Origin of the sequence: Jongsikchunia kroppenstedtii DSM 45133 (genome assembly GCF_000380485.1) — a bacterium.
GTDB lineage: Bacteria > Actinomycetota > Actinomycetes > Mycobacteriales > Mycobacteriaceae > Jongsikchunia > Jongsikchunia kroppenstedtii.
In genome coordinates this window covers 1-25,376 of sequence record NZ_AQYG01000042.1, presented here as the reverse complement: position 1 = coordinate 25,376, position 25,376 = coordinate 1, and the positions used below count along the sequence as shown (strand labels likewise).

Genomic DNA, 25,376 nt, shown 5'->3' with positions numbered 1-25,376 from the left:
ACGGTCAGCTCGTTCGTTGGGTCAGGTTGTAGAGCGTCACGCCGTCGACGGTGGTCGACGCGAAGTGCGCCTTGACCCACGTCGAGATCTCGCTGCCGGTTCCGCTGCCACCGAACCCCATGCCGCCGCCGGCGATGAAGTAGTGGATCTTGTGCTCGGACACCAGTTTCTGGAACTGCGCGAGGGTCGGCGACGGATCGCTGCCGTTGAACCCGCCGATCGGCATCACCGAATGCTGTGTCGCCAGCTGATAGCCGGAGGCCTCGTTGGACCCGATCGCCGCCGCGACCCACGTGTACTTGCCGGCATCGGTGTTCAGCAGCTTCGTCAACGCGGCCGACGGCGTGAAGCCGTCCAGGAAGTTGCCCATGCCGCCGCGGCCACCGGGACCTCCAGCGGTGGCGCCACCCGCACCCTGCTGGCCACCGGGCATTCCCCCGGGGGCCTGCCCGCCGCCCGGCATCCCGCCCGGGCCGAACTGCCCGGCGTTGCCGCCGCGATGCCGCCAGCCGCCGCCGGGACCGTGGCCACCCGGGCCGCCGTGCCCGCCCGGGCCGAACCCGCCACGCACCGACGGGCCGGCGCTCGGAATCGAACCCTGTTTCGCGGTGGCCGCGGTGTCGATGGCGTATGCCGCGGGTGCCGCGAGCCCGAAGATGATCGCGGCCAGCCCGGCTGCCACGGCAGCGCGTTTCAGGGACGGTCGATCACTGTGAGCGACGAGCAGCACCAGTGCCGCCACGATCGAGCCGATCAGCACCACCCACCGCAGCCACGGCAGGAAGTCCGCGGAGCGATTGAGGAGATAGAAGGCCAGCGCACCCGTCGCCACCGAGGTGCCCGCGAGAGTGATTCGCGCCCATAGCTTGCGACGTTCTCCCCACAGCTCCATGGCGCCGATGCCGACGAGCAGACCGATCGGCGGCGCGAGCGCCACCGTGTAGTACGCGTGGAAGATGCCCGACATGAAGCTGAACACGGCCAAGGTCGTCAACAGCCAGAGGAATCCGAGGACCACCACGGCCCGCTTGATGTCGGTACGGGGTGCCCGCCAGCGGACCGCGATCGCGGCGACGGCGAGAATCAACGCGGCCGGGATCAGCCAGGCGATCTGACCGCCCTGCTCCGGCTGGAACATCCGCAGCAGGCCGGTCTGACCCCACATGCCGCCGCCCGGTCCGCCGCCGCCGGGGCCGCCTTCCATGCCGGTCATGCCGGTCATGCCGGCCGGCATCTCCATCCCGTGGCCCGGCGTGACACTGCCGGTCTCGTTGCCGGTGATCCGACCCAACCCGTTGTAGCCCATGGTCAGCTCGAGGATCGAATTATGCTGCGATCCACCGATATACGGCCGCGAGCTCTTCGGCCACAGGGTGACCGCCAGAATCCACCAACCGGCGCTGACGATCAGCGCACCGAGCCCGGCGAGCAGATGCCCGATCCGGCGCTTCCAGGTGCCCGAGCCGAACGCGAAGTAGACAACGGCCAGTGTCGGCAGGATGAGAAATGCCTGCAGCTGCTTGGTCAGGAACGCGAACCCGATGAACATGCCCGTCAGGAGCATCCATCGAATCCGGTTGTCCTCCAGCGCCTTGATGGTGGTCCACACCGCGGCGATGGTCAGCAGCACCAGCAGCGCGTCCGGATTGTTGAATCGGAACATCATCGTCGCGACCGGCGTGAGTGCCAGCGCGGCGCCGGCGATCAGCCCGGCGGTGGCCGAGAAGCGCTTGCGCACGATCAGATAGATCATCGCGACCGACGCCACGCCCATCAGCGCCTCGGGTACGAGGATCGCCCAGGAGTTGAGCCCGAAGATCCGCACGGACAGCGACGGGATCCACAACGACATCGGCGGCTTGTCGACCGTGATCGAGCCGGCCGCGTCGGACGCCCCGAAGAACCACGCCTTCCACGACTGGGAGCCGGCCTGGATGGCCGCCGAATAGAAGGAGTTCGCCCAGCCGTTGGTGGACAACCCGATCAGATACAGCAGCGCGGTGCCGGTCAGCAGCGCGGCGAATCCGCCGTTCGCGGCCGTGGCATGGCGGCGCCACCCCTTCGGGGGAACGCCGGGCGGGCCGGCCGCCGGGATGGACGATTGCGGTGGAGTGCCCTTTGGGCGACTCGTCAGTTCTGCGGTCATGGCGTAGATCTTCGCGGCGCTGACTGGCCTCGGCCTGACTCCCGGCTGCGAACTCCCTGGGAGCGCTGACCTGTGTCGATGATGCCGGAACACGGCAAACCCGCCAGTTCCTCGATCGGAACGGACGGGCTCGCGTCAGCGTGGATCGGCGGGCGCAATCACTGCAGCGCAGGCCGATCCGCCTGCAGTCAGGCTGTGGTCGGGTCAGGCTTGGCCCGGAAGATCCAGCGAAAGGCGACGAATCGCAGCAGCGTCGCCACGAAGTTCGCGATCACCAGCGCCGCGAGATCGACATGGTTGCTGGCGTGCGGGTAGTAGTGATGCAGCCCGAACAGCGCCCCGGACGTCAGGCCCCACGTCACCAGGAACACGGCTATGCCCTGCGCCTGATGTTTGGCGGCGCCGTCGCGGCCCCGGACATTGAACGTGAACGCCCGGTTGGCCGCGGTATTGGCGACCGCCGTGATGAGCAGCGCCAGAAAGTTTGCGGCCTGCGCACCGACCATCGGATGCAGCATCAGGAACAGCAGGGCGAACGCCAACGTCGATGCGACACCGATGATCCCGAAGCGCAGCAGCTGGGCGATCATCCCCGGCGGCACGCCGTCCACCTCGGGTCCGATCTCGTGCCGGCCGAGCGACTGCCGCAATTCACGCACGGGCAGTTCACCTTTCGCCAGGGCGCGGCCGACCCGGTAGCAGCCCTTGAGATCCTCGGTGGCGGTCTTGACGATATCGACCTTGCTGTTCGGGTCGTCGATCCAGTCGACCGGCACCTCCGCGATCCGCAGCCCGACCCGCTCGGACAGCACCAGCAGCTCGGTGTCGAAGAACCAGCCGGTGTCCTTGACCAGCGGAAGCAGTTGGCGCGCAACGTCGGTGCGGATCGCCTTGAAGCCGCACTGCGCGTCCGAGAACTGCGCTCGCATGGTCGCCTTGAGGATGAGGTTGTAACTGCGCGAGATGAATTCCCGCTTGTGGCCGCGCACGACCCGCGACGACTTGGTCAAGCGGGAACCGATCGACACGTCCGAGTGGCCCGAGATCAGCGGCGCCACCAGGGGCATCATCGCGTTCAGATCGGTCGACAGGTCGACGTCAACATAGGCGACGACGTCGGCGTCACTTGCGCTCCACACCGCCTTGAGTGCCCGGCCGCGGCCCTTGGCATCCAGGTGCGCGATGCGCACGTTGTGCATCGTCTCGGCGAGCCGGCTGCCGATCTCCAGCGTTCGGTCGGTGCTCGCGTTGTCGGCGATGGTGATCCGGGCCGAATACGGAAACTCATGGCGCAGATACTGATCCACGCAGCGGACGCAGTCCTCGAGGTCGGTCTCCTCGTTGTAGACCGGCACCACGATGTCGAGCACGGGGTGCGCAGCGGTGCCGTCGACGACGAACAGCTCGGTCACCGGGGCCGGTTCCGGGACGGCGTAGGCGTCGGCGTTGTTGCTCAGCTCTGCGGTCATGACACACAGCGTGTTGCCCGTCGCTGCGGTGCCGCTTCAATGAAGCTGTCAGCTTCCTGTGACCGGTTCGGGTACTTACGTACTCACCCGGCCGGTGTCAGTCGGCGACGTTGGCCCCGTGGCCCTGATCGCGCAAGGCCGTGCGGATGCGGGCGGCCGCATCGTCGAGGGCATCGGGAGCCGGATCCTTGTCCGCCAGCGCCAGATCGAAGGTCTGCACGTCCCACGCCGGGAACACGTGCAGGTGCACGTGCGGGACCTCGAGCCCGGCGATCAGCAGACCGACGCGCGGCGCATCGAATGCCGTGGTGACGGCCTTGCCGATGGTCTGCGAGACCGTGGTCAGCTTGCCGAACAGGTCGGCGTCGAGGTTCTGCCAGTGGTCGACCTCGGCGCGCGGCACCACGAGCACGTGGCCCGCCGTGACCGGGTTGATGGTGAGGAACGCGACGACGTCGTCGTCCTTCCAGACAAATCGACCGGGCAGGTCGCCGTTGATGATCATCGAGAAGACGGAAGCCATGCCCCCACCTTAAGGGCCGGGCCCGATTCCCGGATTTTCTGTCAGGAATTCGGGGTCAGGCGACAAATATTGTCGTTGCTAGCCCCACAGCCACAGAAAATTCAGGACGCCGCCTTGCGCAGGCGCCCCCGGTGCACCCGCCGCTGAATGAGATCCAAGATGTCCGGAAACACGTTGTCCCAGTTGAAGAAGATGTCCTGATACGTCAGCCGCAGGACCCGGTAGCCGCCGACCGCGGCGGCCCGGTCGCGGCGATGGTCCTCCTGGTAGTTCACGCGCTTGGTGTGATGGTCCTTGCTGTCCGCCTCGATGATCAGGCTGGATCCGGCCAGCAGATCGACCCAGCCCACACCGCGGATGAACGGCTGCACCTGCACTCGGATCCGCCTGGCACGCAACCGCAGTCGTGCCGCGGTCTCCGATCCGCTCTGCGCACGACCGTCGCACTTCGCCAGCAACGCGTGTACCCGCGCCGGCGCATCCCGCAGCTCGTTGCCCAGGTCGGACATCGAATAGTTGGTGCTGTTGAGAATCGAATCCGCAACGATGACGAAGTCCTCGTCGCTCAGGCAGCGGGCGGCACTGCGCAGCGCAGTGAACGGCGGGTCGAGTGCGCTGTCGACCGGGTCCGGCGGCCCGTACGGCATGCAGGTGGGCTGCCCGGTCCGGTGGAATCGGGTGCGCACGTGAAGCCGATCGTGGCCAGGCGGAATCCAGAACCCGTGATGACGCAACGCCGACACGCAGCCGACCGCTCCCCCGGCCCGCACTGCGGCGACCCCATCGTCGTGCGCAGTGGTACTGGCGTACCAACCCCGTCGCACCCTGGTCAACGAGCCGGCCCGCAGGAATGCATCCCGGTCGTGATCGGATATGCCCCGGTCACGGAGCTCTGCCAGCGAATAGACACCCAAGTCAACAGCCATGCTGATTGGACGTTCCACACGGTCCGATCGGATGCATCCGGATTTTCTGTCAGGAATTCGAGGTCAGGCGACAAATATTGTCGTTGCTCGCCCCACAGCCACAGAAAATCAGGGCACCTCGACCCGCGGCAGCCGCACCCAGAAGGTGCAGCCCTGGCCGGGCTCGCTGTCCACACCGACCTCGCCGCCGTGGGCCTGCACCAACGCACTCACGATGGCCAAGCCGAGCCCCGAGCCGCCGGAGTCGTCGTGCCGCTGCCGGGATTCGTCGGTGCGGTAGAAGCGTTCGAAGACCTTGGTCTGATCGTCGGCCGAAAGTCCCGGTCCGTCGTCGTGCACCTCCATGAAGGCGCCCTGCTCGTTGGTGCCGATCCGCACGACCACCTTCGCATCCGGCGGCGTGTGCCGGATGGCGTTGCTGATCAGGTTCGACAACACCTGGGTCAACCGGTCGGCATCACCGATCACCTCGGGCACGCCCGGTCCGTCGGCGACCTCCAAGGAGATGTCCCTATCGGGCGCAATGGCTTTGGCGGCGTGCACGGAATCACTGGCCAAGGCGAGCAGGTCGACCGGAGCGTGTTCCATCGGTCGCTGAGCATCCAGCCGGGCGAGCATCAGCAGTTCCTCGACCAGCACCCCCATGCGCTTGGCCTGCGACTCGATACGGCCCAGCGTCTGGTTGGGATCGGACATCGCGCCCTGCCGATACAGCTCCGCGAAGCCGCGGATCGACGTCAGCGGCGTCCGCAGCTCATGACTCGCATCGGCGACGAAGCGCCGCATCTTGTCCTCGGATTTTCGCGCCTGTTCCTCGGACGCGGCGGTCGCCGAGAACGCCTCCTCGATCTGATGCAGCATCACGTTCAAGGATGCCGACAGCCGCCCGACCTCTGTGTTGGTGGGCAGCTCCGGAACACGGCGGTTCAGGTCGCCCGCGGCGATCGCCTCGGCCGTCGCCTCGACCTGCCGCAGCGGCCGCAGATTGGTTCGGACCAGGATGTATCCGAGCGCGCCGATGATGGCGACGATCGCCGCGCCGATCCCGAACTGCAGCCAGACCAGCCGATCGACGGTCGCGTTGACGTCCGTCAGGCTGGCGGCGACGATCACCGTGCCCTGCTCGTTGTGCTTCGAGATCACCCGCCACTTGGTGCTGCCGCTGACCGACCCGACCGTATGCGGTCCGGGTCCGAGGGCGTCCGGGTCGGGAACCTTCGGTTCCGATCGCGAGTAGTCGTTGAAGTCGGTGATCAAAGCGCCGTCCGGCGCAATGACTTTCACGTAGTACTGGCTCGGCGGCCGGCGCAGCCCGGGGCCGTGTGTTCCCGGAGACCCGGGCTGTCCGGTCGGCTCACCCGGCGGTTGGTCGAGATGCGGCACGGGCCGCGCCCAGGTGCGGACCGCGTCGCGCAACCCGTCGTCCACCCGGTTCACCAGGTTGCCGCGCATCGCCGACGTCACCGCGACGCCCGACACGGTGAGCCCGACCGCGACGAGCACGATCATCATCGCCACCAATGACACACGCAGCGGAATGCCCCGGCGCCCACCGCGGTAGGAATTCCGCGGGGGCGCCGGGGTCTGGTCCAGCTGGGTCTCGCCGCGTTTCATCGCGGCTCGCGCATCACGTAGCCGACGCCGCGCAGCGTATGGATGAGCCGCTTGTCGCCGGTGTCGATCTTGCGCCGCAGGTAGGAGACGTACGACTCCACGACATTCACCTCGCCGCCGAAGTCGTAGTTCCAGACGTGGTCGAGGATCTTCGGCTTCGACAGGACGGTTCCCGCGTTGATCATGAAGTAGCGCAGCAGGGTGAACTCGGTGGGCGACAACGACACCAGATTGCCGTTCTTCCACACCTCGTGGGTGTCGTCGTCGAGCTCGATGTCGGCGAAGGTGATTCGACTGTCCCGACGCTCGTCGTCGCCGAAACCACTGCGCCGCAGGATGACCCGCAGCCGCGCGACCAGTTCCTCGAGACTGAACGGTTTGGTGACGTAGTCGTCGCCGCCGACCGTCAGTCCGTTGACCTTGTCGGCCACGGAATCCTTCGCGGTCAGGAACAGCGCCGGGGCGTCCACGCCGTCGGCACGCAGCCGGCGCAGCAGGCCGAAGCCATCCATCCCCGGCATCATCACGTCGAGGATCAGCGCATCGGGCCGGAAGCTGCGCGCCAGGTCGAGCGCGGCGGGGCCGTCGGCGGCCGTCTGCACGTCGAAATCCTGGAATTTCAACGAGACGGAAAGCAGTTCACGGATGTTCGGTTCGTCGTCCACCACCAGGACGCGGGCGCCAGCTTCGGTCATATCGATTACTCTCTGCGATCCGCCTTCGTTGCGACTGCACGGAAGCTGGGAGATTCCTGTGAGCCCGGTCCAGGGTATCGCCGAGGCGATCGCCACACCGGGGTTCCAGTCCCGGCCGGCGGCGTGCGCGGTCAGCGTTGCCGCAGGTGGGCACGCCAACTGACGAGCTCATAGGCCACATGCGACGCGGCCAGGCTGGTGATCTCGGCGTGGTCATATGCCGGGGCGACCTCCACGACGTCGGCACCGACCAGCTGCAGATCGCGGATGCCGCGCAGGATCTCCAGGAGTTCGCGACTGGTGAGGCCGCCCGGCTCCGGGGTACCGGTACCCGGTGCGTACGCCGGATCGAGGACGTCGATGTCGATCGATACATAGAGCGGTCGATCCCCGACCCGGTCGCGCAGCGCGCCGACGATCTCGTCGACGCCGCGGCGGAAGACGTCCGCGGAGGTATAGATGCCGAAGCCGAAGCGCCGGTCGTCCTCCAGATCCCTGGCGCCGTAGAGCGGACCGCGGGTACCGACATGACAGAGGGCCTCGGTGTCGAGGATGCCTTCCTCGACCGCCCGGCGGAACGGGGTGCCGTGGGTGTATTCGGCGCCGAAATAGGTGTCCCAGGTGTCGAGGTGGGCATCGAAATGCACCAGGGCCACAGGTCCGTGCCGAGCGGCCACCGAGCGCAGCAGCGGCAGAGCTACGGTGTGGTCGCCGCCGAGGGTGACGAGTTGGATTCCGGCCGCGCCGAATTCACCCGACGCCTGCTCGATGGTTTCGATCGCCTCCCCGATCGCGAAGGGGTTCACCGCGATATCGCCGGCGTCCGCCACCTGTATCTCAGCGAAGGGAGACACTCCCGCGGCGGGGTTGTACGGCCGCAGCAGCCGGCTCGCCTCGCGGATGCCGGACGGGCCGAACCGCGCGCCCGGCCGATACGACACCCCACTGTCGAACGGCACACCCAGCAGCACCACGTCAGGGGTATCGATCTCGTCGAGCCGTGGCAGCCGGGCGAACGTGGCCGGCCCGGCGAACCGCGGCAGCCGCGATGAGTCCGCCGGGCCCGTATGTCCGCCCTCGACGATTCGCGGTATCTGCAACGACCGATGACGCATTCTCATGGTGGTCTCCCTACTGATCGAGATCGATCGGTGATATCTCGTCGAAAAGATCCCCCGGCCCGGGATTGCCGGGCACCGTATGCCCGCCGAATTGCGTCATCACGCCCCACACCGCGTTGAGCGCAGTCTGCACGGCGCCCTCGGCCCACCCGGCGGTCCACGACACGTCGTCCCCGGCGAGATAGAAGCCGCGGTGCTGCGCGGGCAATCGGTCCTGCATGAAATGGGTGTAGAGCCGCCGCTGGTAGCGGTAGTGGCCGGGCAGATTCGCCTTGAACGCGCCCATGAAGGCACGTTCGGTCTCCCACGACATCGTCACCGGCGCCGCGATAACGTGACCGCGAATGTCGACGCCGGGATAGATTCTGCCCAGAGACTTGAGCATCAGATCCATCCGCTCACCGGCGTTCAGCGGCAGTAGTTTCAGGGAATCGTCGGCCCAGGTGTACGACAGACAGATGAGGGCCGGCCGATCGTCGCCGAACTCGAGAAGGTATGTGCCGCGGGTCATTCGATCGGTGAGCGTCATGCTCATCGTCTCGTGTCCGGTCGCGGGATCGATGTCCTTCCAGAAGGGTCGGTCAACCAACACGAAGACTTTGGACGCGCCCATGTAGTGGGTCCGTTCGATCGCCGTCCAGTGGGCCGCCGGCAGCACCGACTCATCCGTGTCGATCGTGTTCAGCAGCATCCAGACCTGCCCGGTGAACACGACGGCGTCGTACACGTCGACCGTCCCGGAAGCATCGGCCACGACGAACCCTCCCGCGCCGGTACGGCCCAGACGTACCACCGCGGGCCGGGTCCGGCCATCCGCGTGCAGCGACTGCACGGATGTTCCCGCGGGCCAACGCTTGACCCCGGGCACCGGCGCCGACCACAGACACTCCGGCAGTTGCTGCGAGCCCCCGACGATGGACCGGTGATCATCGTCGGCAGCGGTGCACACGACTCGGAGGATCTCGAGAATCGAATTCGGAAAGTCGGTATCCCACCCGCCGGTCCCGAATCCCACCTGCCCGAAGAGTTCGCGCAACGCGAAGCTCTCGAATGCCGTTGATTGACAGAGGAATCCGTAGAACGTGGTGTCATCGTGGCGTCGCACCAAGTCGGCCCAGATCCGCTGGATCGCAGGCACGTCCCGGCGCCGGATGGCGGCCGTCAACGAGCCGGCCTCGCCCAGCTCGTCGAGTGTGCGATGCCAGGCGTGCGCCGCCTCGCGGTAAATATCGGGAAGATCGGCGAGAGTGCGGGCGAAATGCTTGCTCCCCTTCAGGTCCACGACGGTCGACGGCGTCGCCTCGGCCAGCGGGTTGGGGAACGGTGTCGTCTGCAAACCCATCTCGTCGAGATAGTGGAAGAGCGTGGTCGATGACGTCGGGAAGCGCATCGCCCCCATCTCGGCCGTGATACCGGGGTGGCCGGCGAACGGCAACGATCGCATCCGGCCGCCGAGCCGGTCAGCTTCGTAGACGACGGGCCGCAAACCCATGCGCGCCAATTCATATGCCGTGAGCGTGCCCGACAGCCCGCCGCCGATGACCGCGACCGGCTTGGCATAGGCCGACCGCGGCACCGCACCGATGCCGAGCGGACTGCGGACGTACTCGTCATAGGCGAACGGGAAATCCGGCCCGAACATCGTCAACGGTGGCGACTCGGTGGCGCTGTCGGCGACGGATATCGGGACGGTCATCGATCAGTCCCTCCGACCGAAAGGTTTTGCGGGATAAAGGTCCGGGCGACGGTCGGCAAGATGGGTGTTCCGGCGCCTGCCGTCAGCGAGCGCAGCCGCGTCGAGGTCGGCGATCAGCAGCTCTTCCTCCGCGCCGGCGCGGGCCAGGTCGGCTCCATCCGGCCCGACGATGACGCTGTCACCGCAGTACTCCAGACCGTTCTCCGAACCACATCGATTGGCGTAGACGATGAACAGCTGATTCTCGTAAGCCCGCGCCGGCACCAGAATCCGGCTGACCACCGTATAGGGCTGCATGAGGCCGGTCGGGACCACCAGGATATCCGTACCCGAGTCCGCATGGGCCCGTACGAGTTCGGGAAACTCGACGTCGTAGCAGACGGCCAGGCCGAAGGTGCGGTCCGCACACTCGAACTGGGTGACCAGCCGGTCACCTGGAGCGAACCGGTCGCGATCGAGCTCGGCGAACAGATGCACCTTGCGATGGCGGGCGATAACCAGGCCGCTCGGCGCGACGACGACCGCGATGTCGTAGAGACGCCCCTGCTCTCGCTCCGGCAGGCCTGCCACGACGGTCAGCGAATATCGTTGGGAGAGTTCGATGATGGCTCGGACGATCGGGCCGTCGAGCGATTCCGCCCGCTCGCCGGTGAGGTCGCCGATGTTGTAGCCCGTCGCCGACATCTCGGGTGTGACCAGCAGCCGAGCGCCGGCCGCCGCGGACTCGCGGGCCGCTGCCTCGATCGCAGCCAGGTTCTGTTCAACACTTCCGGTGGCGGCCGGGCCTTGCATCACGGCGACGCGCGCCATGATGTCGACAGAGCGCCGCGGCCCGGACATATTCCGATGGTCCCACACCGCCACGGCCGAAGCCGGTTTGCGCGACGCGAGCTATTCGATCGAGCGCATGAACGGCGCCGGGTATCCGCCCTTGGGCCGGTCCTCGCCCAACCAGGCGGCCAGCTCGTCGGCGGTGCGCGCGACCGCACGCTGCCCGGCTTTGCCGATATCGGCCCACAGAGCGGTGGCCACCGAGCCGTCGTCGCGCTGCTTCCAGCCGCCGACGATGCGCCCGTCCCACCACACGGTCTGACCGCCGTTGCCGGTGCGGTCGAACACCCACTCGCGGTGGCCGCCCAGATACCAGTCGCGGTCCTTCCAGCCCATCGTCGTGGGGTCGAGCTCCGGGAGCAGCATCGCGGCCGGCTTCGGCGACGCCACCTCGTCCAGGTCATCGGGCAGCACATAGCCGACCGCCGCTCCGGAACCCCTTGGGCCACCGTCGAGGTCGACCTGGACGGCCTCGATCTCGGCGAGGGCCTTGCGCACGGCGGTCTTCGTCGAACCCAGCCACCACACCAGGTCGTCCTCGGTGCCTGGCCCGAACCGGGCCAGCCATCGCCGGATCATCGCCAGATGGCCGTCATGCGGCGACACCTCGGGGAGCTCCTCACCCAGCCAGTCGGGCATCGAGACCCACCGCGGCCGCGACAGATACCACTTGGAGTCGTCCGGGCCTCGCACGATTTCGCCGCCGGCACCCATCATCGTGAGCACCCGCGGACCCAGCGGCTGCGTGCCGCCCCACGATTTGTCCGGCGAGTACTCGATGAATCCTTCCAGCTCAGGCAGTTCGGCTCGGAGTTCGGTCGACGTGGCGGCGCGCCCGTCACGGAGTGCCCCGCGCACCGCCGACTCGGCGGTGGCCACCCAGGCGGCGGGATCGGCGAACCCGCCCGCCTTGGTCATGTGGGAGATCATTCGCTTGCGCTCGTTGTCGGCGACCCGCTGCCCGACCGCACCGACTGCGTCGGGGAGCGTCTCCCGCGGGAAGACGAACAGGGTCCGACGCATGGCGAGCTGCTTGATCGCGGTGCGATCGCGATACAGGGCGGCATTGACGTCATCAACGGTGACCGCTCGATGCCGGGCCCAGGTCGACAGGTAGATGCTCGACTGGGTGGTGGCGTGCAGGCACACGACCGATTCGGCAACGCCGACAACCGAATCCGCCGGCTGAAACTGCCGAGCCACCAGCCGAGCGCGCCGCTGCGCGTCGGTGATGTGCGGGCGACTCACCTCAGGCCGGGACGGCCGCGATCGCCTCGATCTCGACCAGTTGATCGTCGTAGCCGAGAACGGTGACCCCGACCAGCGTGGCGGCGGGCTTGTGGTCGCCGAAGACCTGGGACACCACATCCCAGGCGACGACCAGGTCGGCCTGCATCTTCTCGGCGACGTAGATCGTCACCTTCACCACGTCGGTGAGCGATGCGCCGGCGTCGTCGAGCGCCGTCTCCAGGTTGATCATGCATTGATTCGCCTGTGCCGTCACATCATTCGGGCCGACCGTGGTGCCGTCGGTGTCGAGCGGGCTGATGCCGGCCGTATAGATCGTGGATCCCGGCGGCACGGTGACGCTATAGGAGTACCCGCCGTCGTAGAGCGAACCGGAACCGTTGAGCCGTATTTGCGACATGGTGCGAGCCTAGTGCTCGACCGCCTCCAGTGTGTCCATCTCCTCGAGCTCCATGCCCTTTGTCTCGGGCACCTTGAACCGGACGAAGAAGTACGAGATCAACGCACACAGCGCGAAGAACCCGTAGATGTACGTCAGCCCGACCGACTTGTTCATCTGCGGGAACAGCAGCGAGATCGTGAAGTTGGCGATCCAGTTGACCGCGCTGCACACGCCGAGCGCGATGCCCTTGATGCGGTTGGGGAACATCTCGCCGAGCATCACCCACATCACCGGGCCCCAGGTCGCGGCGAAGAACACCACGAACATGTTGGCGCCGACCAGCGCCACCTTGCCCCAGCCGCTCGGCAGCGTGATGTCGTCGCCGTGGCCCTCCTGCTGCGTGAACGCGATGCAGGCGAGCAGCAGGCCGACGAACATGCCGATCGACCCGACGCTCAGCAGCACGCGCCGACCGACCCGATCGACGAAGCCGATGGCCACGAAGGTCATCACCACGTTCACGATGCCGGTGATCACCGAGATCTTGAACGACGAGCCTTCGGAGAATCCGACCGAATGCCACAGCGTGGTCGAGTAGTAGAAGATCACGTTGATCCCGACGAACTGCTGGAAGATCGCCAGCCAGATGCCCACCCAGACAAGGGGATGCAGCCCGAACGTCGGCCCACGGATATCCCTGATCGACACCACCGATTCGCGCTTGAGCGTCAGCTTGATCTCGGTGACGCGCTCGAGCGGGTGGGCCTCGCCGGTCACCTCGCGCAGGATCCGGGCCGCCTCCTCGTCCAGGCCCTGCCCGACCAGGTAGCGCGGCGACTCCGGGATCAGCAGCGCCACAAAGCCGTACACGGCTGCGGGAATCACGCCCACGAGGAACATCCACCGCCAGGCCTCCATGTTCCACCACAGCTCGTTGCTGGCGCCGCCGGCCCAGCCGCGCAGCAGCGCGTCCGACACCAGCGCGATACAGATGCCCGAGGTGATGGCCAGCTGCTGCAGTGAACCCAGCGCGCCGCGATAGCGCGCGGGCGCGATCTCGCTGATGTACGCCGGCGCGATGACCGACGCGATGCCGATCCCGATACCTCCGAGAACGCGCCAGAACAGCAGGTCGGGAACATCGACGGCCAGCGACTGACCGACCGACGACACGATGAACATGATCGCGCCGAGGACCATCACCTTCTTGCGGCCCCAGCGGTCGGCGAGCCGCCCGGCGAACCAGGCGCCGAGCGCACAGCCCAGCAGCGCGATCGCGACGACGAACCCCTTCATGAAGGAGTTCAGGTCGTACTTGTTCTGCAACGAATCGACCGCGCCGTTCACCACGGAACTGTCGAAGCCGAAGAGGAATCCGCCAATAGCGGCCGCCACCGAGACGGTGACGACCTTGCCGAAATGCTCGTCGTGGGTGCTTGCCGTCATCTGGACCTCTCGACTCGGATGCATCGGCAGCGCCCTGCCGCCGGGGTTATGTTCTCGCCCCGCTACGCGTCATATTCCCGCACCGTCTGCGACTTCGATAGCCCTTCGGAGAATTCCGTCGACCTGCTCGAGCATCGGCGTCCCCGCCGCGGCCTTGTTGGCGGGGTTATCCATCACGCGGCGCATCACGCCCTCGGCGATCACGGTCAGCTTCCACAGCGCCATCGCATGCCAGTACTGCAGCGCCGCAGGGTCTCTTCCGGTCTGCTCCGCGTACGCCGCCGCGAGTTCGGCGCGCTTCGGGAATCCCTCGACATTGGCGCCGATGAATCCGCCGGCCATCGAATCCTCCGGCTCTGGCCAGTACGCGAGCAGGCTGCCGATGTCGGCGAGCGGATCACCGAGGGTGGTCAGCTCCCAATCGAGCACCGCGAGGATCTCACCGGCGGCCGGATCGGTGATGACGTTGCGCAGATGAAAATCGCCGTGCACCAATGTGGTTTCGGTCTGCTCCGGGACCGCGGCGACCAGACGCTGCGTCAACGCATCGAATTCGGCGCTGTCGCGGGTCTTGGACTTCTCCCATTGCCCGGTCCACCGCTTGATCTGTCGCGGCGCGTACGGGCTGTGGCTGGCGAGATCGTCCAGCCCGACCGCCGCCAGGTCGACGGCATGAATGCGGGCCAGGTTCGCCGGCATCGCCAGGCCGATGGCCCGGCGCTGATCGACGGGGAGCGATTCGGCGACGTCGATGGTGTCGATGACGGTGCCGTCGACGAACTCCATGAGCAGCAACGGCACGTCGGTGAACCGCTCGTCGGTGGTGAGCGCGTACACCTGCGGCGTCGGCACCGCGCTCGGTCCAAGCGCGGACAGGATGCGCGCCTCCCGGGCGACGTCATGCGCCGAGGCCAGCAGGTGCCCCATCGGCGGCCGGCGCAGCACCCAGCGACGACCGTCGGCGTCGCGCACCAGGTAGGTCAGATTCGACTGCCCCAGACCGATACGGGTGAAGGCAAGCGGTGCAGCATGTTCGACGCCCTCGGCGGCGAACCATCGCAGTATCGACCCCTCGTCGATACCGGGATGCGGATCCGATTCCGGTGAGTTCGGCCCGCCCCCGGCGCCGGCGCTCATCTGTACTTGCCCAGCTCTTGACGGGCGATCGCGCGCTTGTGCACCTCGTCGGGACCGTCGGCCAGCCGTAGCGTGCGCAGGTGCGCCCAAGCCATCGCCAACGGGAAGTCGTCGGAGACACCGCCACCGCCGTGCACCTGGATCGCCCGATCGACGATCTTCAGCGCGATGTTGGGGGCGGCCACCTTGATGGCGGCGATCTCGGTGCGCGCCTCCTTGTTACCCACCGTGTCCATCATGTACGCCGCCTTCAGTGTGAGCAGCCGGATCATCTCCAGGTCGATGCGCGCCTCGGCGATCCAGTCGCCGATGTTGGCGTTGAAGGCGATCGGCTTACCGAAGGTGGAACGCTCCAGTCCGCGCCGGCACATCAATTCCAGTGCGCGCTCGGCCATTCCGATGGCCCGCATGCAGTGATGGATGCGACCGGGCCCGAGCCGGGCCTGGCTGATCGCGAATCCCTCGCCCTCACCCTTGAGCACATCCGTGGCCGGCACCCGCACGTCTTTGAAGTCGATCTCGGCGTGGCCCTCGCGATCCTGGTAGCCGAACACCGGCAGCCCGCGCATCACGGTGACCCCCGGCGCGTCGATCGGCACCACCATCATCGACTGCTGCCGATGCGGCGCGGCATCCGGATTGGTCTTGCCCATCACGATCATCACCTTGCAGTTCTGATGCAAGGCGTTGGACGCGAACCACTTCCGGCCGTTCAGGACGTACTCTTCACCGTCCCGCACCATCGACATCTCGACGTTGGTGGCGTCCGAGCTGGCGACCCGCGGCTCGGTCATCGCGAACGCCGACCGAATCGTGCCGTCCAGCAACGGTTTCAGGTACTTCTCCTGATGCTCCTCGGTTCCGAAGAGGGTGAGCACCTCCATGTTGCCGGTGTCAGGGGCGCTGCAGTTGCAGGCCTCCGATGCCAGATGGCTGCGGCCCATCACCTCGGCCAGCGGCGCGTATTCGAGGTTCGTCAGGCCCGGCCCCCATTCCGGGTAGGGATGAAAGAGGTTCCACAGACCCCGTTCCCGCGCCTTGACCTTGAGATCCTCGATGATCTGCGGCTGGTGATGCGGATCGCCGGCCGCCCGCATCTGCTCCTCGTACACCGCCTCGGCGGGATAGACCTCGGCGTCCATGAATTCCAGCAGATCCTCGCGGATCGCCCGGGCGCGATCGGACATCTCGAACATACTCATCGGCGTCTCCTAATCAGCGTTGTCGGCGGCGAGCAGCGAAGCCTGGTAGCGACGCATGCCGGACAACCATCGGTCGTAGTCGGATCCCTTGTGCTGGTACATCTCCAGCACCTGCGGATGCGGCAGAATAAGGAACTTCTCGTCGGCGATCGCCTCGAGCACCACCTCGGCGACCCGCTGCGGGGTCAGCACATCGCCGGCCGTGGTCACCGCGCGGGCGGCGGTGCGACCCAGCCGATCGTCGGCGTCGAATCCCGCCGACAGCAGCTGGGTGTCGACGCCCATCGGGCACAGGCAGCTCACCTTGACGCCGCGGTCGCCGTACGTCACCGACAGCCATTCGGCGAAACCGACGGCCGCGTGCTTGGTGACCGAGTAGCCGGCCGACCCGATCTGGGTCAGCAGCCCGGCGGCCGATGCCGTCGACACGAAGTAGCCGCCCGATCCGACGGTCCACCGCGGCACCAGCTGGGTGGCGGCACGAATGTGGGCGCGCAGGTTGACGTCGATCACGCCATCCCAGTCGGCCTCTGTCAGCTCCTCGAATCCCACCGGGCCGGCGATCCCGGCGTTGGCGAAATACATGTCGACAGAGCCGAATTGCGTCTCGGCCAGCTCGATCAACGATGCGATCACCTCCGCATCCGCGACATCGCCGCCCTGATGCACGGCCGCACGCGGATGCTCCGCGTTGATCGCCGCGGTAACGCTCTGCGCCGCCTCGGCGTCGAGGTCCGCGACCACGAGGCGCGCTCCGGCTCCGGCCAACGCGGTGGCGATCGCCGCCCCGATTCCGTTCCCGCCGCCGGTGACGATCGCGGTTTTTCCGGCTACCTGCATCGAATCTCCTCAGATCTGGTCGCGCCGATCACCGCAGCGGTGTGCCCCACTGCACGTCTCCGCGCATCCGGGCCTTGAGCAGCTTGCCGCCCGCGTTGCGCGGCAACGGCGCATCGGCGATTGAAATGTATTGCGGGATCTTGAAGTCGGCGAGATTCTCTCGACAGTAGGCCAGCACCGCATCGAGATCGACGCCGGAGTCCCCGTCGCCGACCAGCACCGCGCCCACCTTCTCTCCCATGACCTCGTCGGGTACCGCCAGCACGGCCGCGTCGGTAACCGTCGGTGCCGCCAAAAGTACCGCTTCGACCTCGACGCTGGAGACGTTTTCGCCGCCGCGGTTGATGATGTCCTTGGTGCGATCGATGATGTGCACGCGACCCGCATCGTCCACGCGGACAACGTCTCCGGTGTGCAGCCAGCCGTCGATGAATGTCGCGGCATCCGCTTCGGGCCGATTCCAATAGCCCGCAGTGACGTTCGCCCCGCGTGCCACCAGCTCGCCCACCAGCCGGTCATCGCCGATCGGCACCACTCCGAGGTCGACCGTGGCCACCGCATAGCCCACCGAATCGGCATGGTCGACGGCATCCCCGTCCGGCAGAACGGTCATCAGCGACGCCGACTCGGTCATGCCGTAACCGTTCATCACGGTGGCGCTGGGGAACGCTTTCTTCAGCGCCAGAACAACGGTCGGCGCGATCGGCGCACCCCCATAGCCGACCCAGCGCACCCCGGACACGTCGAGGTCGGCGAAAGCCGGCTGGCGCAGCAGCAGCCCGTACACCGCGGGCACCGTGATCATGCTCGAGATCCGTTCGGAATTCAGCGCATTCATCAGCGCGCCCAGATCCAACGCCGGCATGATCACCGCGCAGCCGCCGACGTACAGCGCCGTCAACAGCTGCGAATTGCAGCCGGTGACATGGAACAGCGGCACGCTGATCAGAGTCCGGTAGACCTCGCCCAGGCTGCGATCGGAGTTCGCCGCACGAATCATGTTCTCCGCGTTGGTCAGAAATGCCTCGTGCGTCGTCGGCACACCCTTGGCCCGGCCGGTGGTGCCAGACGTGAAGAACATCGCCGCGTAGTCGGAACGCGTGAGCGACTCGTCCACGAAGGGCTCGCCGGTCGGCAGCGTCGTGTCGGCCGCCAGGTCGACCGTGACGTCGGCGTCCTCCAGCAGCGCGGCGATCTCCGGTGCCGCCGAACGGATATTGGGCGCCACCGCGATACCACCGGCGAACACGGTGCCGAAGAACGCGACGGTCCAGTTGACGCCGGCCGGGTACCGGATCGACACCCGGTCACCCTTGCCGACCCCGGCGGCCCGCAATCCACCCGCGACCTCGGCCGCGCGATCCCAGAGCTGCCGGTAGGTCAGTCGGTCACCGCCGAGCTCGACGACGGCCTCGCTGTCGGGACGCGCCGCGACCTGCTCGGCGAGCATCGCGACCAACGACGCCGGCAGGTCGTCGTAGCGGGCGATTCCATCGGCGTCGACGGTGACTCCCCGCCGCGACCATGGGTTGTCGGTGCGCGGGATCTGCGTTATCGCCATCAGACCGCCTCGAAGTACCTGCGCGGGTTGTCGACGAGCATCGTGGTGAGCTGCTCCTCGGTGACGCCCAGCTCACGCAGGGCCGGGAGGACGTTGTCGCTGATGTGGATGAAGTTCCAGTCGGGCACCGCAGCGGCCTTGGCGTCCTCGTCGAACCAGTCGATGAAGCACGACGCGTCGTGGGACAGCACCAGCTTCTCGGCGTATCCGCGCTTGCACAGCTCGGCCACGGTGGCGACGCGCTGCTCGTTCGGCAGCAGCACGTCCAGGCCGAATCGATCCATCCCGAGCAACGAGCCGGCATCGGCCAGGGCACACAGGTAATCCAGGTCGGTGCTGTCACCGGAGTGGCCGATCACCACCTTGGTCAGGTCGACGCCCTCTTCCTTGAGGACCTTCTGCGCCACCAGCCCACTGCCGGACGCGGGGTGGGTGTGCACGGTGATCGGAGTGCCGGCCTCGACGTGGGTCTGGCCGACGGCACGCATCACCCGCTCGACGCCCGGCGTCAGGCCCTGCTCCTCGATCGCGCATTTGAGCAGTCCGGCCTTCACCGACGTCCCGGCGATGCCCTCGCGAATGTCCTTGAGGAACAACGTGACCAGCGGCTCGGGCTGGTCGAACAGCAGACCCGGGCCGGCGTAGTGGAACTGGAAGGGGATCTCGTTGTAGGTGTACAGCCCGGTCGCGGCGACGATGTTGACGTCCACCTGCGCGTTGATCCGCTCGATGCGCGGGATGTAGCGGCCCAGACCGATCACGGTCGGATCCACGATCGTGTCGATGCCGCGCGACCGCATCTCGGTCAGCTTCTCGACCGCATCCGCGACGCGGGCATCCTCGTCCCAACGGTTCGGATAGTCCGGGTAGTTCTGCTGCATCTCGGTGCCGAGCACAAAGACGTGCTCATGCATCAGCACCGTTCCCAGCGCGCCGCTATCGACCGGGCCGCGGACAGTTTCCACGTTGGACATCGAACCTCCTGTGACTGAACTCACGGATCGAGACAAGTAGGATGTATGTCTCGTGAGACATTCAGCTAGTGTGTATCAGGCCGCCTGATGCGTCAAGGCGCTGACGAAAAGGAACGAGCGATGGCAACGACGCCCGACAAGATGTCGTACGAACGTCGTCGTGCTGTCGACGCCGCGACCCAGGTGTACCTGGCCGGCGGCGCGGTGGACATGTCCGCGCTCGCGACCACCCTCGGCGTCGGGCGCGCGACGCTGTACCGCCATGTCGGAAACCGCGAGGAGCTGATCGCCACGGTGCTGGCGGAGGCCACCGAGCGCACGATGCGACGGGTGTCCCGGTCGGTCACGACCACCGGCGCGCAGCGCATCCTCGACCTGGTCGCCGGTCAGATGCATGCGGTGGACAAAGCGAAACCGTTGCACGACTTCACCTCTCGCGAGCCACTGCTGTTCGTTCGGCTCGCGTTGATGCCCGGCAAGATCGAAGCGGTATCCACCGCCGTGCTCGCCGAGGCGCTGACCGAGGAGTCCGAATCCGGTCGGCTTTCGCTACCCCTGCCGGTCGACGATCTCGCCTTGGCGATCGTGCGCATCTGCGACGTCAACCTGTACGCGCCGCTCCTCGGCGGCGACCGCGCGGAGATCGACACCGCGCTGAATCTGGTGGCGCTGATCCTCGGCGTCGAACGGGCGCCGAGTCACTGAAGAGGTGCAGTGATCCCCCGATCACCACCTCATCGCCACGATACGTCAGAGCCCCCTGTCGGGATTGAACCGACGACCTACGCTTTACAAGAGCGTTGCTCTACCACTGAGCTAAGGAGGCATGGTGCGCGGCTGACTATACCGGCCACGTCGCCGTCCGCCGCCGGGCCGGCCGGACTGCCCGCCACCGCGTCGACCTGCGGGCGACCGGATAGAATCGGACCAGACTTACGCGGACCGGCCGGTCCCCCAGCACCATCGAATCGAGGATTGAATGCCCGCCAAGACCACCGATAAAGACGACATCGACGACGATCTGACCCCCGTCGCCGACGAGACCGCCAGCTCGGCCCGCCGCGTCGTCGCCGCCTACGCCACCGACGCCGACGAGTGCCGGATGCTCCTGAACATGTTGGGAATCGGCCCGGGCGACAACTGAGGTGTCGAACCGATCGGGAAATACTGACAAGCCTGCGGAATCCAAGCCTCGCCGGCGCAAGAAGGCCGACTTCATCGTCGTCGCCAACCGCCTCCCGGTCGACAAGGTCATCAACCCGGACGGCAGCGTCGACTGGAAACGCAGCCCCGGCGGGCTGGTCACCGCCCTCGAGCCGATCCTGCGCACCCACACGGGGGCCTGGGTCGGGTGGTCCGGCATCCCCGATGCCGACGACGACCCGGAGATCGACGGTCTGCAGTTGCACGCGGTCCCGCTGAGCGCGCAGGAGATCGCCGAATACTACGAAGGCTTCTCGAACGCCACGCTGTGGCCGCTCTACCACGATGTTCTGGTCAAGCCGGAATACCACCGCGAGTGGTGGAACTCCTATGTCGAGGTCAATCGCCGCTTCGCCGAGGCAGCGTCGAAGGCCGCCGCCAAGGGCGCCGTCGTGTGGATCCAGGACTACCAGTTGCAGCTGGTGCCGAAGATGCTGCGGATGCTGCGGCCGGATCTGAAAATCGGCTTCTTCCTTCATATTCCGTTCCCGCCGGTGGAACTGTTCATGCAGATGCCGTGGCGCACCGAGATCGTCGATGGCCTGCTGGGCGCCGATCTCATCGGATTCCACCTGCCGGGCGGCGCGCAGAATTTCCTGATCCTCGCCCGACGCCTCGGCGGTCATGCGACGTCCAAGGGCAACGTGGGCGTGCGCAGTAAATTCGGCGTCGTCCAGGTCGGCTTCCGCTCGGTCCGCGTCGGCGCCTTCCCCATCTCGATCGACTCTGCGGCGCTGGACGCCAAGGCCAGGTCGAAGGAGATCCGGCAGCGCGCCGCCGAGATCCGATCCGAGCTCGGCAGCCCGTCGAAGATCATGCTCGGCGTCGACCGGCTCGACTACACCAAGGGAATCGACGTGCGGCTCAAGGCGATCGCCGAGTTGCTCGACGAGAACCGGATCGATGCCGACGACACAGTGATGGTCCAGTTGGCGACGCCGAGTCGCGAGCGGGTCGACAGCTACATCCAGATGCGCGGCGGCATCGAGCGTCTCGTGGGGCATATCAACGGCATTCACGGCCGCGTCGGCCATCCGGTGATCCAGTATCTGCACAAACCGGTGGCCCGGGACGAATTGATCGCGTTCTTCGTCGCGGCCGACGTGATGCTGGTGACCCCGTTGCGCGATGGTATGAACCTCGTCGCCAAGGAGTACGTGGCCTGCCGCAGCGATCTCGGCGGCGCGCTGGTGCTCAGCGAATTCACCGGAGCCGCAGCCGAACTCCGCTCCGCCTACCAGGCGAATCCGTACGACCTCGACGGCGTCAAAGACGCCATCGACGCAGCCCTGACCCAGACCGACGACGAGGGGCGCACGCGGATGCGCGCCATGCGCCGCCAGGTCCTGATGCACGACGTCGAGCGGTGGGCGCAATCATTCCTCGGCGTGCTCACCGATACCCCGGACACCGTTGCCGACGGCAACCGCGGCCTGCGGTTGGCGCCATGAACAAGCGACTAGACATAGACACATGAGTGCACAGGATTTGCCGGCCGACCTCCGGCGCGCGCTGACTCGGTTGGCGCGTACGCCGCGCCTGCTCGTCGCCTCCGACTACGACGGCTGCATGGCGCCGATCGTGTCCCGGCCCGAGGATGCCCGCCCCAATCCCGAGTCGGTGCGGGCGATGCGCGCCATCGCCGAACTCGACTCCACCACGGCCGCAGTCATTTCCGGCCGCGCGCTGCGGGACCTGGCGACGCTGTCGCGACTCCCCGCCGAGGTGCACCTGGTCGGCTCGCACGGCAGCGAGTTCGACGTCGGCTTCATCCATGAGATCGATGCCGCCGCAACCGAACTCCTCGACACGCTGATCGTCGAGCTCCGCGCGATCGCCGCCGACTACGACGGCGTCAGCGTGGAGACGAAGCCGGCCAGCGCGGCGCTGCATGTCCGCAACGCCAACAACGACGACACCGAGGACGCGCTGAAGCGCGCCCGTTCCGGCCCCGCCGCCCGCGCCGGCGTACAGGTGACGGAGGGAAAGTCGGTCATCGAGCTGGCCGTCATCACCACCGACAAAGGCCAGGCGCTGGATATCCTGCGGCATCAGGCCGGAGCCGGCGCGGCGGTGTTCTTCGGCGACGACGTCACGGACGAGAAGGCGTTCCATCGGCTGCAGGGTCCCGATGTGGGCGTGAAGGTCGGGGCCGGCAAGACGGTGGCCGAGTTCCGCATCCCCGACACCGATTACGTCGCAACGGCATTGGCGTTCCTCTTCGAGGAGCGGCGCGCCTGGCTGCGCGGCGGCGACACCCCGCCGATCGAGCGGTTGTCGATGCTGGCATCGCCGCGGTCGATCGCGCTGCTCACGCCCGACGCCAAGGTCAACTGGCTGTGTCACCCGGAGCCGGATTCGGCCGCCCTGTTCGCCGCACTGCTCGGCGGCGACGATGCCGGGGTCTTCTCCATCGGTCCCGTGCCCACGGACGGCAAGCCCACCCAGCTGCCGCAGAGCCAGCAGTACCTCGACGGCACCATGACGATCCAGACCCGTTGGGCCAGCCTGGAAGTCACCGACTACCTGCCGCATGACGTGACCCCCGGGCGCACCGACCTCATCCGCATCATAAGCGGCGACGTGCCCGCCCTGGTCCGGTTCGTGCCTCGCCCCGAGTTCGGCCAGGCGAGCGTGCGCATTCAGGTGCTCGCCGACGGTCTGCGCGTCCTCGGCTCCAACGAGCCGATCGCCCTGCGGGCCCCGGGCGTGCACTGGACCATCAACACCGAACGCACCCATCAGAGCGCGGTCGCAGTGATCGACCCCACGGACGGGCCGGTCACCCTCGAACTGCGCTGCGGCACCAATGATCTCGGCGAGTATCCGCGGGACGAGGCCGATCGACGACGTGAAGCCGAAGAGTACTGGTCGAGCTGGGCCGACGGGCTCACACTGCCCGGCCGCAAGCCGGGGCTGACGAAGCGCTCGGCGCTCACGCTGCGCGGCCTGGTGCACGCCGATACCGGCGCGATCCTCGCCGCCGCGACCACATCGCTGCCGGAAGATATTGGCGGCGTGCGTAACTGGGACTACCGCTACTGCTGGCTACGCGACGCCGCACTGACCGCATCGGCACTGGTATCGGTCGGGTCGCATGCCGAGGCCGAGGGGTATCTGGCCTGGCTGCACCGAGTGCTCGAGACGGTGTCCGGGCCGGAATGGCTGCACCCGCTGTACACACTGGCCGGCACCGGCCTGCCGCCTGAGGCCGTGATCGATACCCTGCCCGGATACTCGGGGTCGCGGCCAGTCCGCGTCGGCAACGCCGCCAATCAGCAGGTGCAGCTGGACGTGTTCGGCCCCATCGTCGATCTGCTCGATCAGCTGGCGACCGCCCGCGCCAAGTCCGGTCGGGCCGACGCGCTGACCGACGCCGACTGGAACCTGGTGGCCAACATGGTGCACGCCGTCCAGCGGCGGTGGACCGAGCCGGATCACGGAATCTGGGAGATCCGCGGCAATCCGCGGCACCACGTGTACTCGAAGGTCATGGGCTGGTTGACGGTCGACCGGGCGCTGCGTCTGGCGAGCCGATTCGGGCGCGAGGCGGAACCGGGCTGGGCCGACCTGCGGGAAGAGATTCGCGCCGATGTGCTCGAACACGGCTGGAACGAGGCCGCGCGATCGTATACCGCCGCCTACGACGGCGTCGACCTGGATGCGGCCACCCTGCATATCGGGCTCACCGGGCTGATCGATCCCACGGACCCGCGATTCATCGCCACCGTCAAAGCCACCGAGGCCGAATTACGCAGCGGAGCAACGGTATATCGCTACCATCACGACGACGGGCTACCCGGCGGCGAAGGCGGCTTCCACCTGTGCGCCGCCTGGCTCGTGGAGGCGTATCTCCTCATCGGTCGCCGCAGCGATGCCGAGGCGCTGTTCAGCCAGCTGATCGCGGCGGCCGGGCCGACCGGTCTGCTCAGCGAGGAGTACGACCCCGTCGCCGAGCGCTCCCTGGGCAACCATCCTCAGGCCTACAGTCACCTCGGACTCATCCGCTGCGCGCAGCTCCTCTCCGACTAGGGCGTGTCTCCTAATGATTGGGTGATCGGTCGCTGATGATCGGTGGATGAGTTCTAGGTGTGAGTCGCTCAGTGATGCGCAGTGGGAGCGGATCGAGCCGTTGTTGCCGTCAAACGTTGGGCGGCAAGGGCGTCCGTTCTGCAACAACCGGCAGGTTGTCGAAGCGATCATCTATCGATACCGGACCGGGATTCCGTGGCGTGACCTGCCGTCGGAGGTGTTCGGGCCATGGCAGACGGTGTGGAAACGGCACCGCCGTTACGCCGAGGACGGCACCTGGGACATCGTTCTTGCCGAGGTACTGGCCGATGCTGACGCGGCCGGGAAGAT

At 67.0% G+C, this 25,376-nt stretch carries 22 protein-coding genes and 1 tRNA gene; 5 read left to right on the top strand and 18 right to left on the bottom strand.

Annotation, left to right across the window (positions count from 1 at the left end):
- Window positions 1–4: 4 nt before the first annotated feature.
- The 17 genes from G341_RS0106240 to G341_RS0106160 form a co-directional block, all read right to left on the bottom strand.
- Window positions 5–2,146, bottom strand: coding sequence for a glycosyltransferase family 39 protein (locus G341_RS0106240; protein WP_018178253.1), 2,142 nt, complete (start codon window positions 2,144–2,146; stop codon window positions 5–7).
- A gap of 188 nt (window positions 2,147–2,334) precedes the next feature.
- Window positions 2,335–3,615, bottom strand: a complete 1,281-nt coding sequence (locus G341_RS0106235) for a bifunctional glycosyltransferase family 2/GtrA family protein (protein ID WP_018178252.1) — start codon at window positions 3,613–3,615, stop codon at window positions 2,335–2,337.
- A gap of 97 nt (window positions 3,616–3,712) precedes the next feature.
- The gene (locus G341_RS0106230) at window positions 3,713–4,138 is read right to left on the bottom strand and encodes an HIT family protein (RefSeq protein WP_018178251.1); all 426 of its coding nucleotides are present in this window, start codon (window positions 4,136–4,138) and stop codon (window positions 3,713–3,715) included.
- A gap of 101 nt (window positions 4,139–4,239) precedes the next feature.
- A complete protein-coding gene (locus tag G341_RS21215) occupies window positions 4,240–5,064 on the bottom strand; it encodes a DUF559 domain-containing protein (RefSeq protein WP_018178250.1) in 825 nt (274 codons plus the stop codon).
- Window positions 5,065–5,172: 108 nt separating this feature from the next.
- Window positions 5,173–6,678 carry a sensor histidine kinase gene (locus G341_RS0106220; RefSeq protein WP_018178249.1) on the bottom strand — a complete coding sequence of 502 codons (1,506 nt, stop codon included), beginning with the start codon at window positions 6,676–6,678 and terminating at the stop codon, window positions 5,173–5,175.
- Window positions 6,675–7,373: a response regulator transcription factor gene (locus G341_RS0106215; protein ID WP_018178248.1), complete on the bottom strand. Its 699-nt coding sequence runs from the start codon at window positions 7,371–7,373 to the stop codon at window positions 6,675–6,677. Before G341_RS0106215 ends, G341_RS0106220 begins: the two co-directional genes overlap by 4 nt.
- A 131-nt stretch (window positions 7,374–7,504) precedes the next feature.
- Window positions 7,505–8,488: an agmatinase gene (gene speB, locus G341_RS0106210; protein WP_018178247.1), complete on the bottom strand. Its 984-nt coding sequence runs from the start codon at window positions 8,486–8,488 to the stop codon at window positions 7,505–7,507.
- A 16-nt stretch (window positions 8,489–8,504) separates the two neighbouring features.
- The gene (locus G341_RS0106205) at window positions 8,505–10,190 is read right to left on the bottom strand and encodes a flavin monoamine oxidase family protein (protein WP_018178246.1); all 1,686 of its coding nucleotides are present in this window, start codon (window positions 10,188–10,190) and stop codon (window positions 8,505–8,507) included.
- 3 nt (window positions 10,191–10,193) lie between these two features.
- On the bottom strand, window positions 10,194–11,030 hold the full coding sequence (locus G341_RS0106200) for a carbon-nitrogen hydrolase family protein (protein ID WP_245556926.1): 837 nt from the start codon (window positions 11,028–11,030) through the stop codon (window positions 10,194–10,196).
- Window positions 11,031–11,081: 51 nt separating this feature from the next.
- The gene (locus G341_RS0106195; RefSeq protein WP_018178244.1) at window positions 11,082–12,269 is read right to left on the bottom strand and encodes a winged helix DNA-binding domain-containing protein; all 1,188 of its coding nucleotides are present in this window, start codon (window positions 12,267–12,269) and stop codon (window positions 11,082–11,084) included.
- Window position 12,270: 1 nt separating this feature from the next.
- A complete protein-coding gene (locus G341_RS0106190) occupies window positions 12,271–12,669 on the bottom strand; it encodes a RidA family protein (RefSeq protein ID WP_018178243.1) in 399 nt (132 codons plus the stop codon).
- 9 nt (window positions 12,670–12,678) lie between these two features.
- Complete coding sequence (locus G341_RS0106185) at window positions 12,679–14,121, bottom strand: sugar porter family MFS transporter (RefSeq protein WP_155826810.1); 1,443 nt, start codon at window positions 14,119–14,121, stop codon at window positions 12,679–12,681.
- Between the two features lie 45 nt (window positions 14,122–14,166).
- The gene (locus G341_RS0106180) at window positions 14,167–15,234 is read right to left on the bottom strand and encodes a phosphotransferase family protein (protein ID WP_018178241.1); all 1,068 of its coding nucleotides are present in this window, start codon (window positions 15,232–15,234) and stop codon (window positions 14,167–14,169) included.
- The gene (locus G341_RS0106175; RefSeq protein WP_026303307.1) at window positions 15,231–16,436 is read right to left on the bottom strand and encodes an acyl-CoA dehydrogenase family protein; all 1,206 of its coding nucleotides are present in this window, start codon (window positions 16,434–16,436) and stop codon (window positions 15,231–15,233) included. The genes G341_RS0106180 and G341_RS0106175 overlap by 4 nt, the downstream gene beginning before the upstream one ends.
- Window positions 16,437–16,445: 9 nt before the next feature.
- A complete protein-coding gene (locus G341_RS0106170; RefSeq protein WP_018178239.1) occupies window positions 16,446–17,276 on the bottom strand; it encodes an SDR family oxidoreductase in 831 nt (276 codons plus the stop codon).
- A 28-nt stretch (window positions 17,277–17,304) separates the two neighbouring features.
- On the bottom strand, window positions 17,305–18,831 hold the full coding sequence (locus G341_RS0106165) for a class I adenylate-forming enzyme family protein (RefSeq protein WP_026303306.1): 1,527 nt from the start codon (window positions 18,829–18,831) through the stop codon (window positions 17,305–17,307).
- Between the two features lie 5 nt (window positions 18,832–18,836).
- Window positions 18,837–19,811, bottom strand: coding sequence for a phosphotriesterase family protein (locus G341_RS0106160; RefSeq protein WP_018178237.1), 975 nt, complete (start codon window positions 19,809–19,811; stop codon window positions 18,837–18,839).
- A 120-nt stretch (window positions 19,812–19,931) separates the two neighbouring features.
- Between G341_RS0106160 and G341_RS0106155 the strand changes: the two genes are divergently transcribed.
- Window positions 19,932–20,516, top strand: a complete 585-nt coding sequence (locus tag G341_RS0106155; protein WP_018178236.1) for a TetR/AcrR family transcriptional regulator — start codon at window positions 19,932–19,934, stop codon at window positions 20,514–20,516.
- A gap of 49 nt (window positions 20,517–20,565) precedes the next feature.
- Here the strand turns inward: G341_RS0106155 and G341_RS0106150 are convergent.
- Window positions 20,566–20,637: transfer RNA gene (locus G341_RS0106150), tRNA-Thr, on the bottom strand.
- Window positions 20,638–20,790: 153 nt separating this feature from the next.
- Between G341_RS0106150 and G341_RS23950 the strand changes: the two genes are divergently transcribed.
- From G341_RS23950 to G341_RS0106130, 4 genes are all read left to right on the top strand, one after another.
- Window positions 20,791–20,955, top strand: a complete 165-nt coding sequence (locus G341_RS23950) for a hypothetical protein (protein ID WP_018178235.1) — start codon at window positions 20,791–20,793, stop codon at window positions 20,953–20,955.
- Between the two features lies 1 nt (window position 20,956).
- Window positions 20,957–22,465, top strand: coding sequence for an alpha,alpha-trehalose-phosphate synthase (UDP-forming) (locus G341_RS0106140; protein ID WP_018178234.1), 1,509 nt, complete (start codon window positions 20,957–20,959; stop codon window positions 22,463–22,465).
- 22 nt (window positions 22,466–22,487) lie between these two features.
- Complete coding sequence (gene otsB, locus G341_RS0106135) at window positions 22,488–25,046, top strand: trehalose-phosphatase (RefSeq protein ID WP_018178233.1); 2,559 nt, start codon at window positions 22,488–22,490, stop codon at window positions 25,044–25,046.
- 46 nt (window positions 25,047–25,092) lie between these two features.
- Window positions 25,093–25,376: transposase (locus G341_RS0106130; RefSeq protein WP_018177401.1), on the top strand; the 284-nt coding region annotated here is incomplete at its 3' end.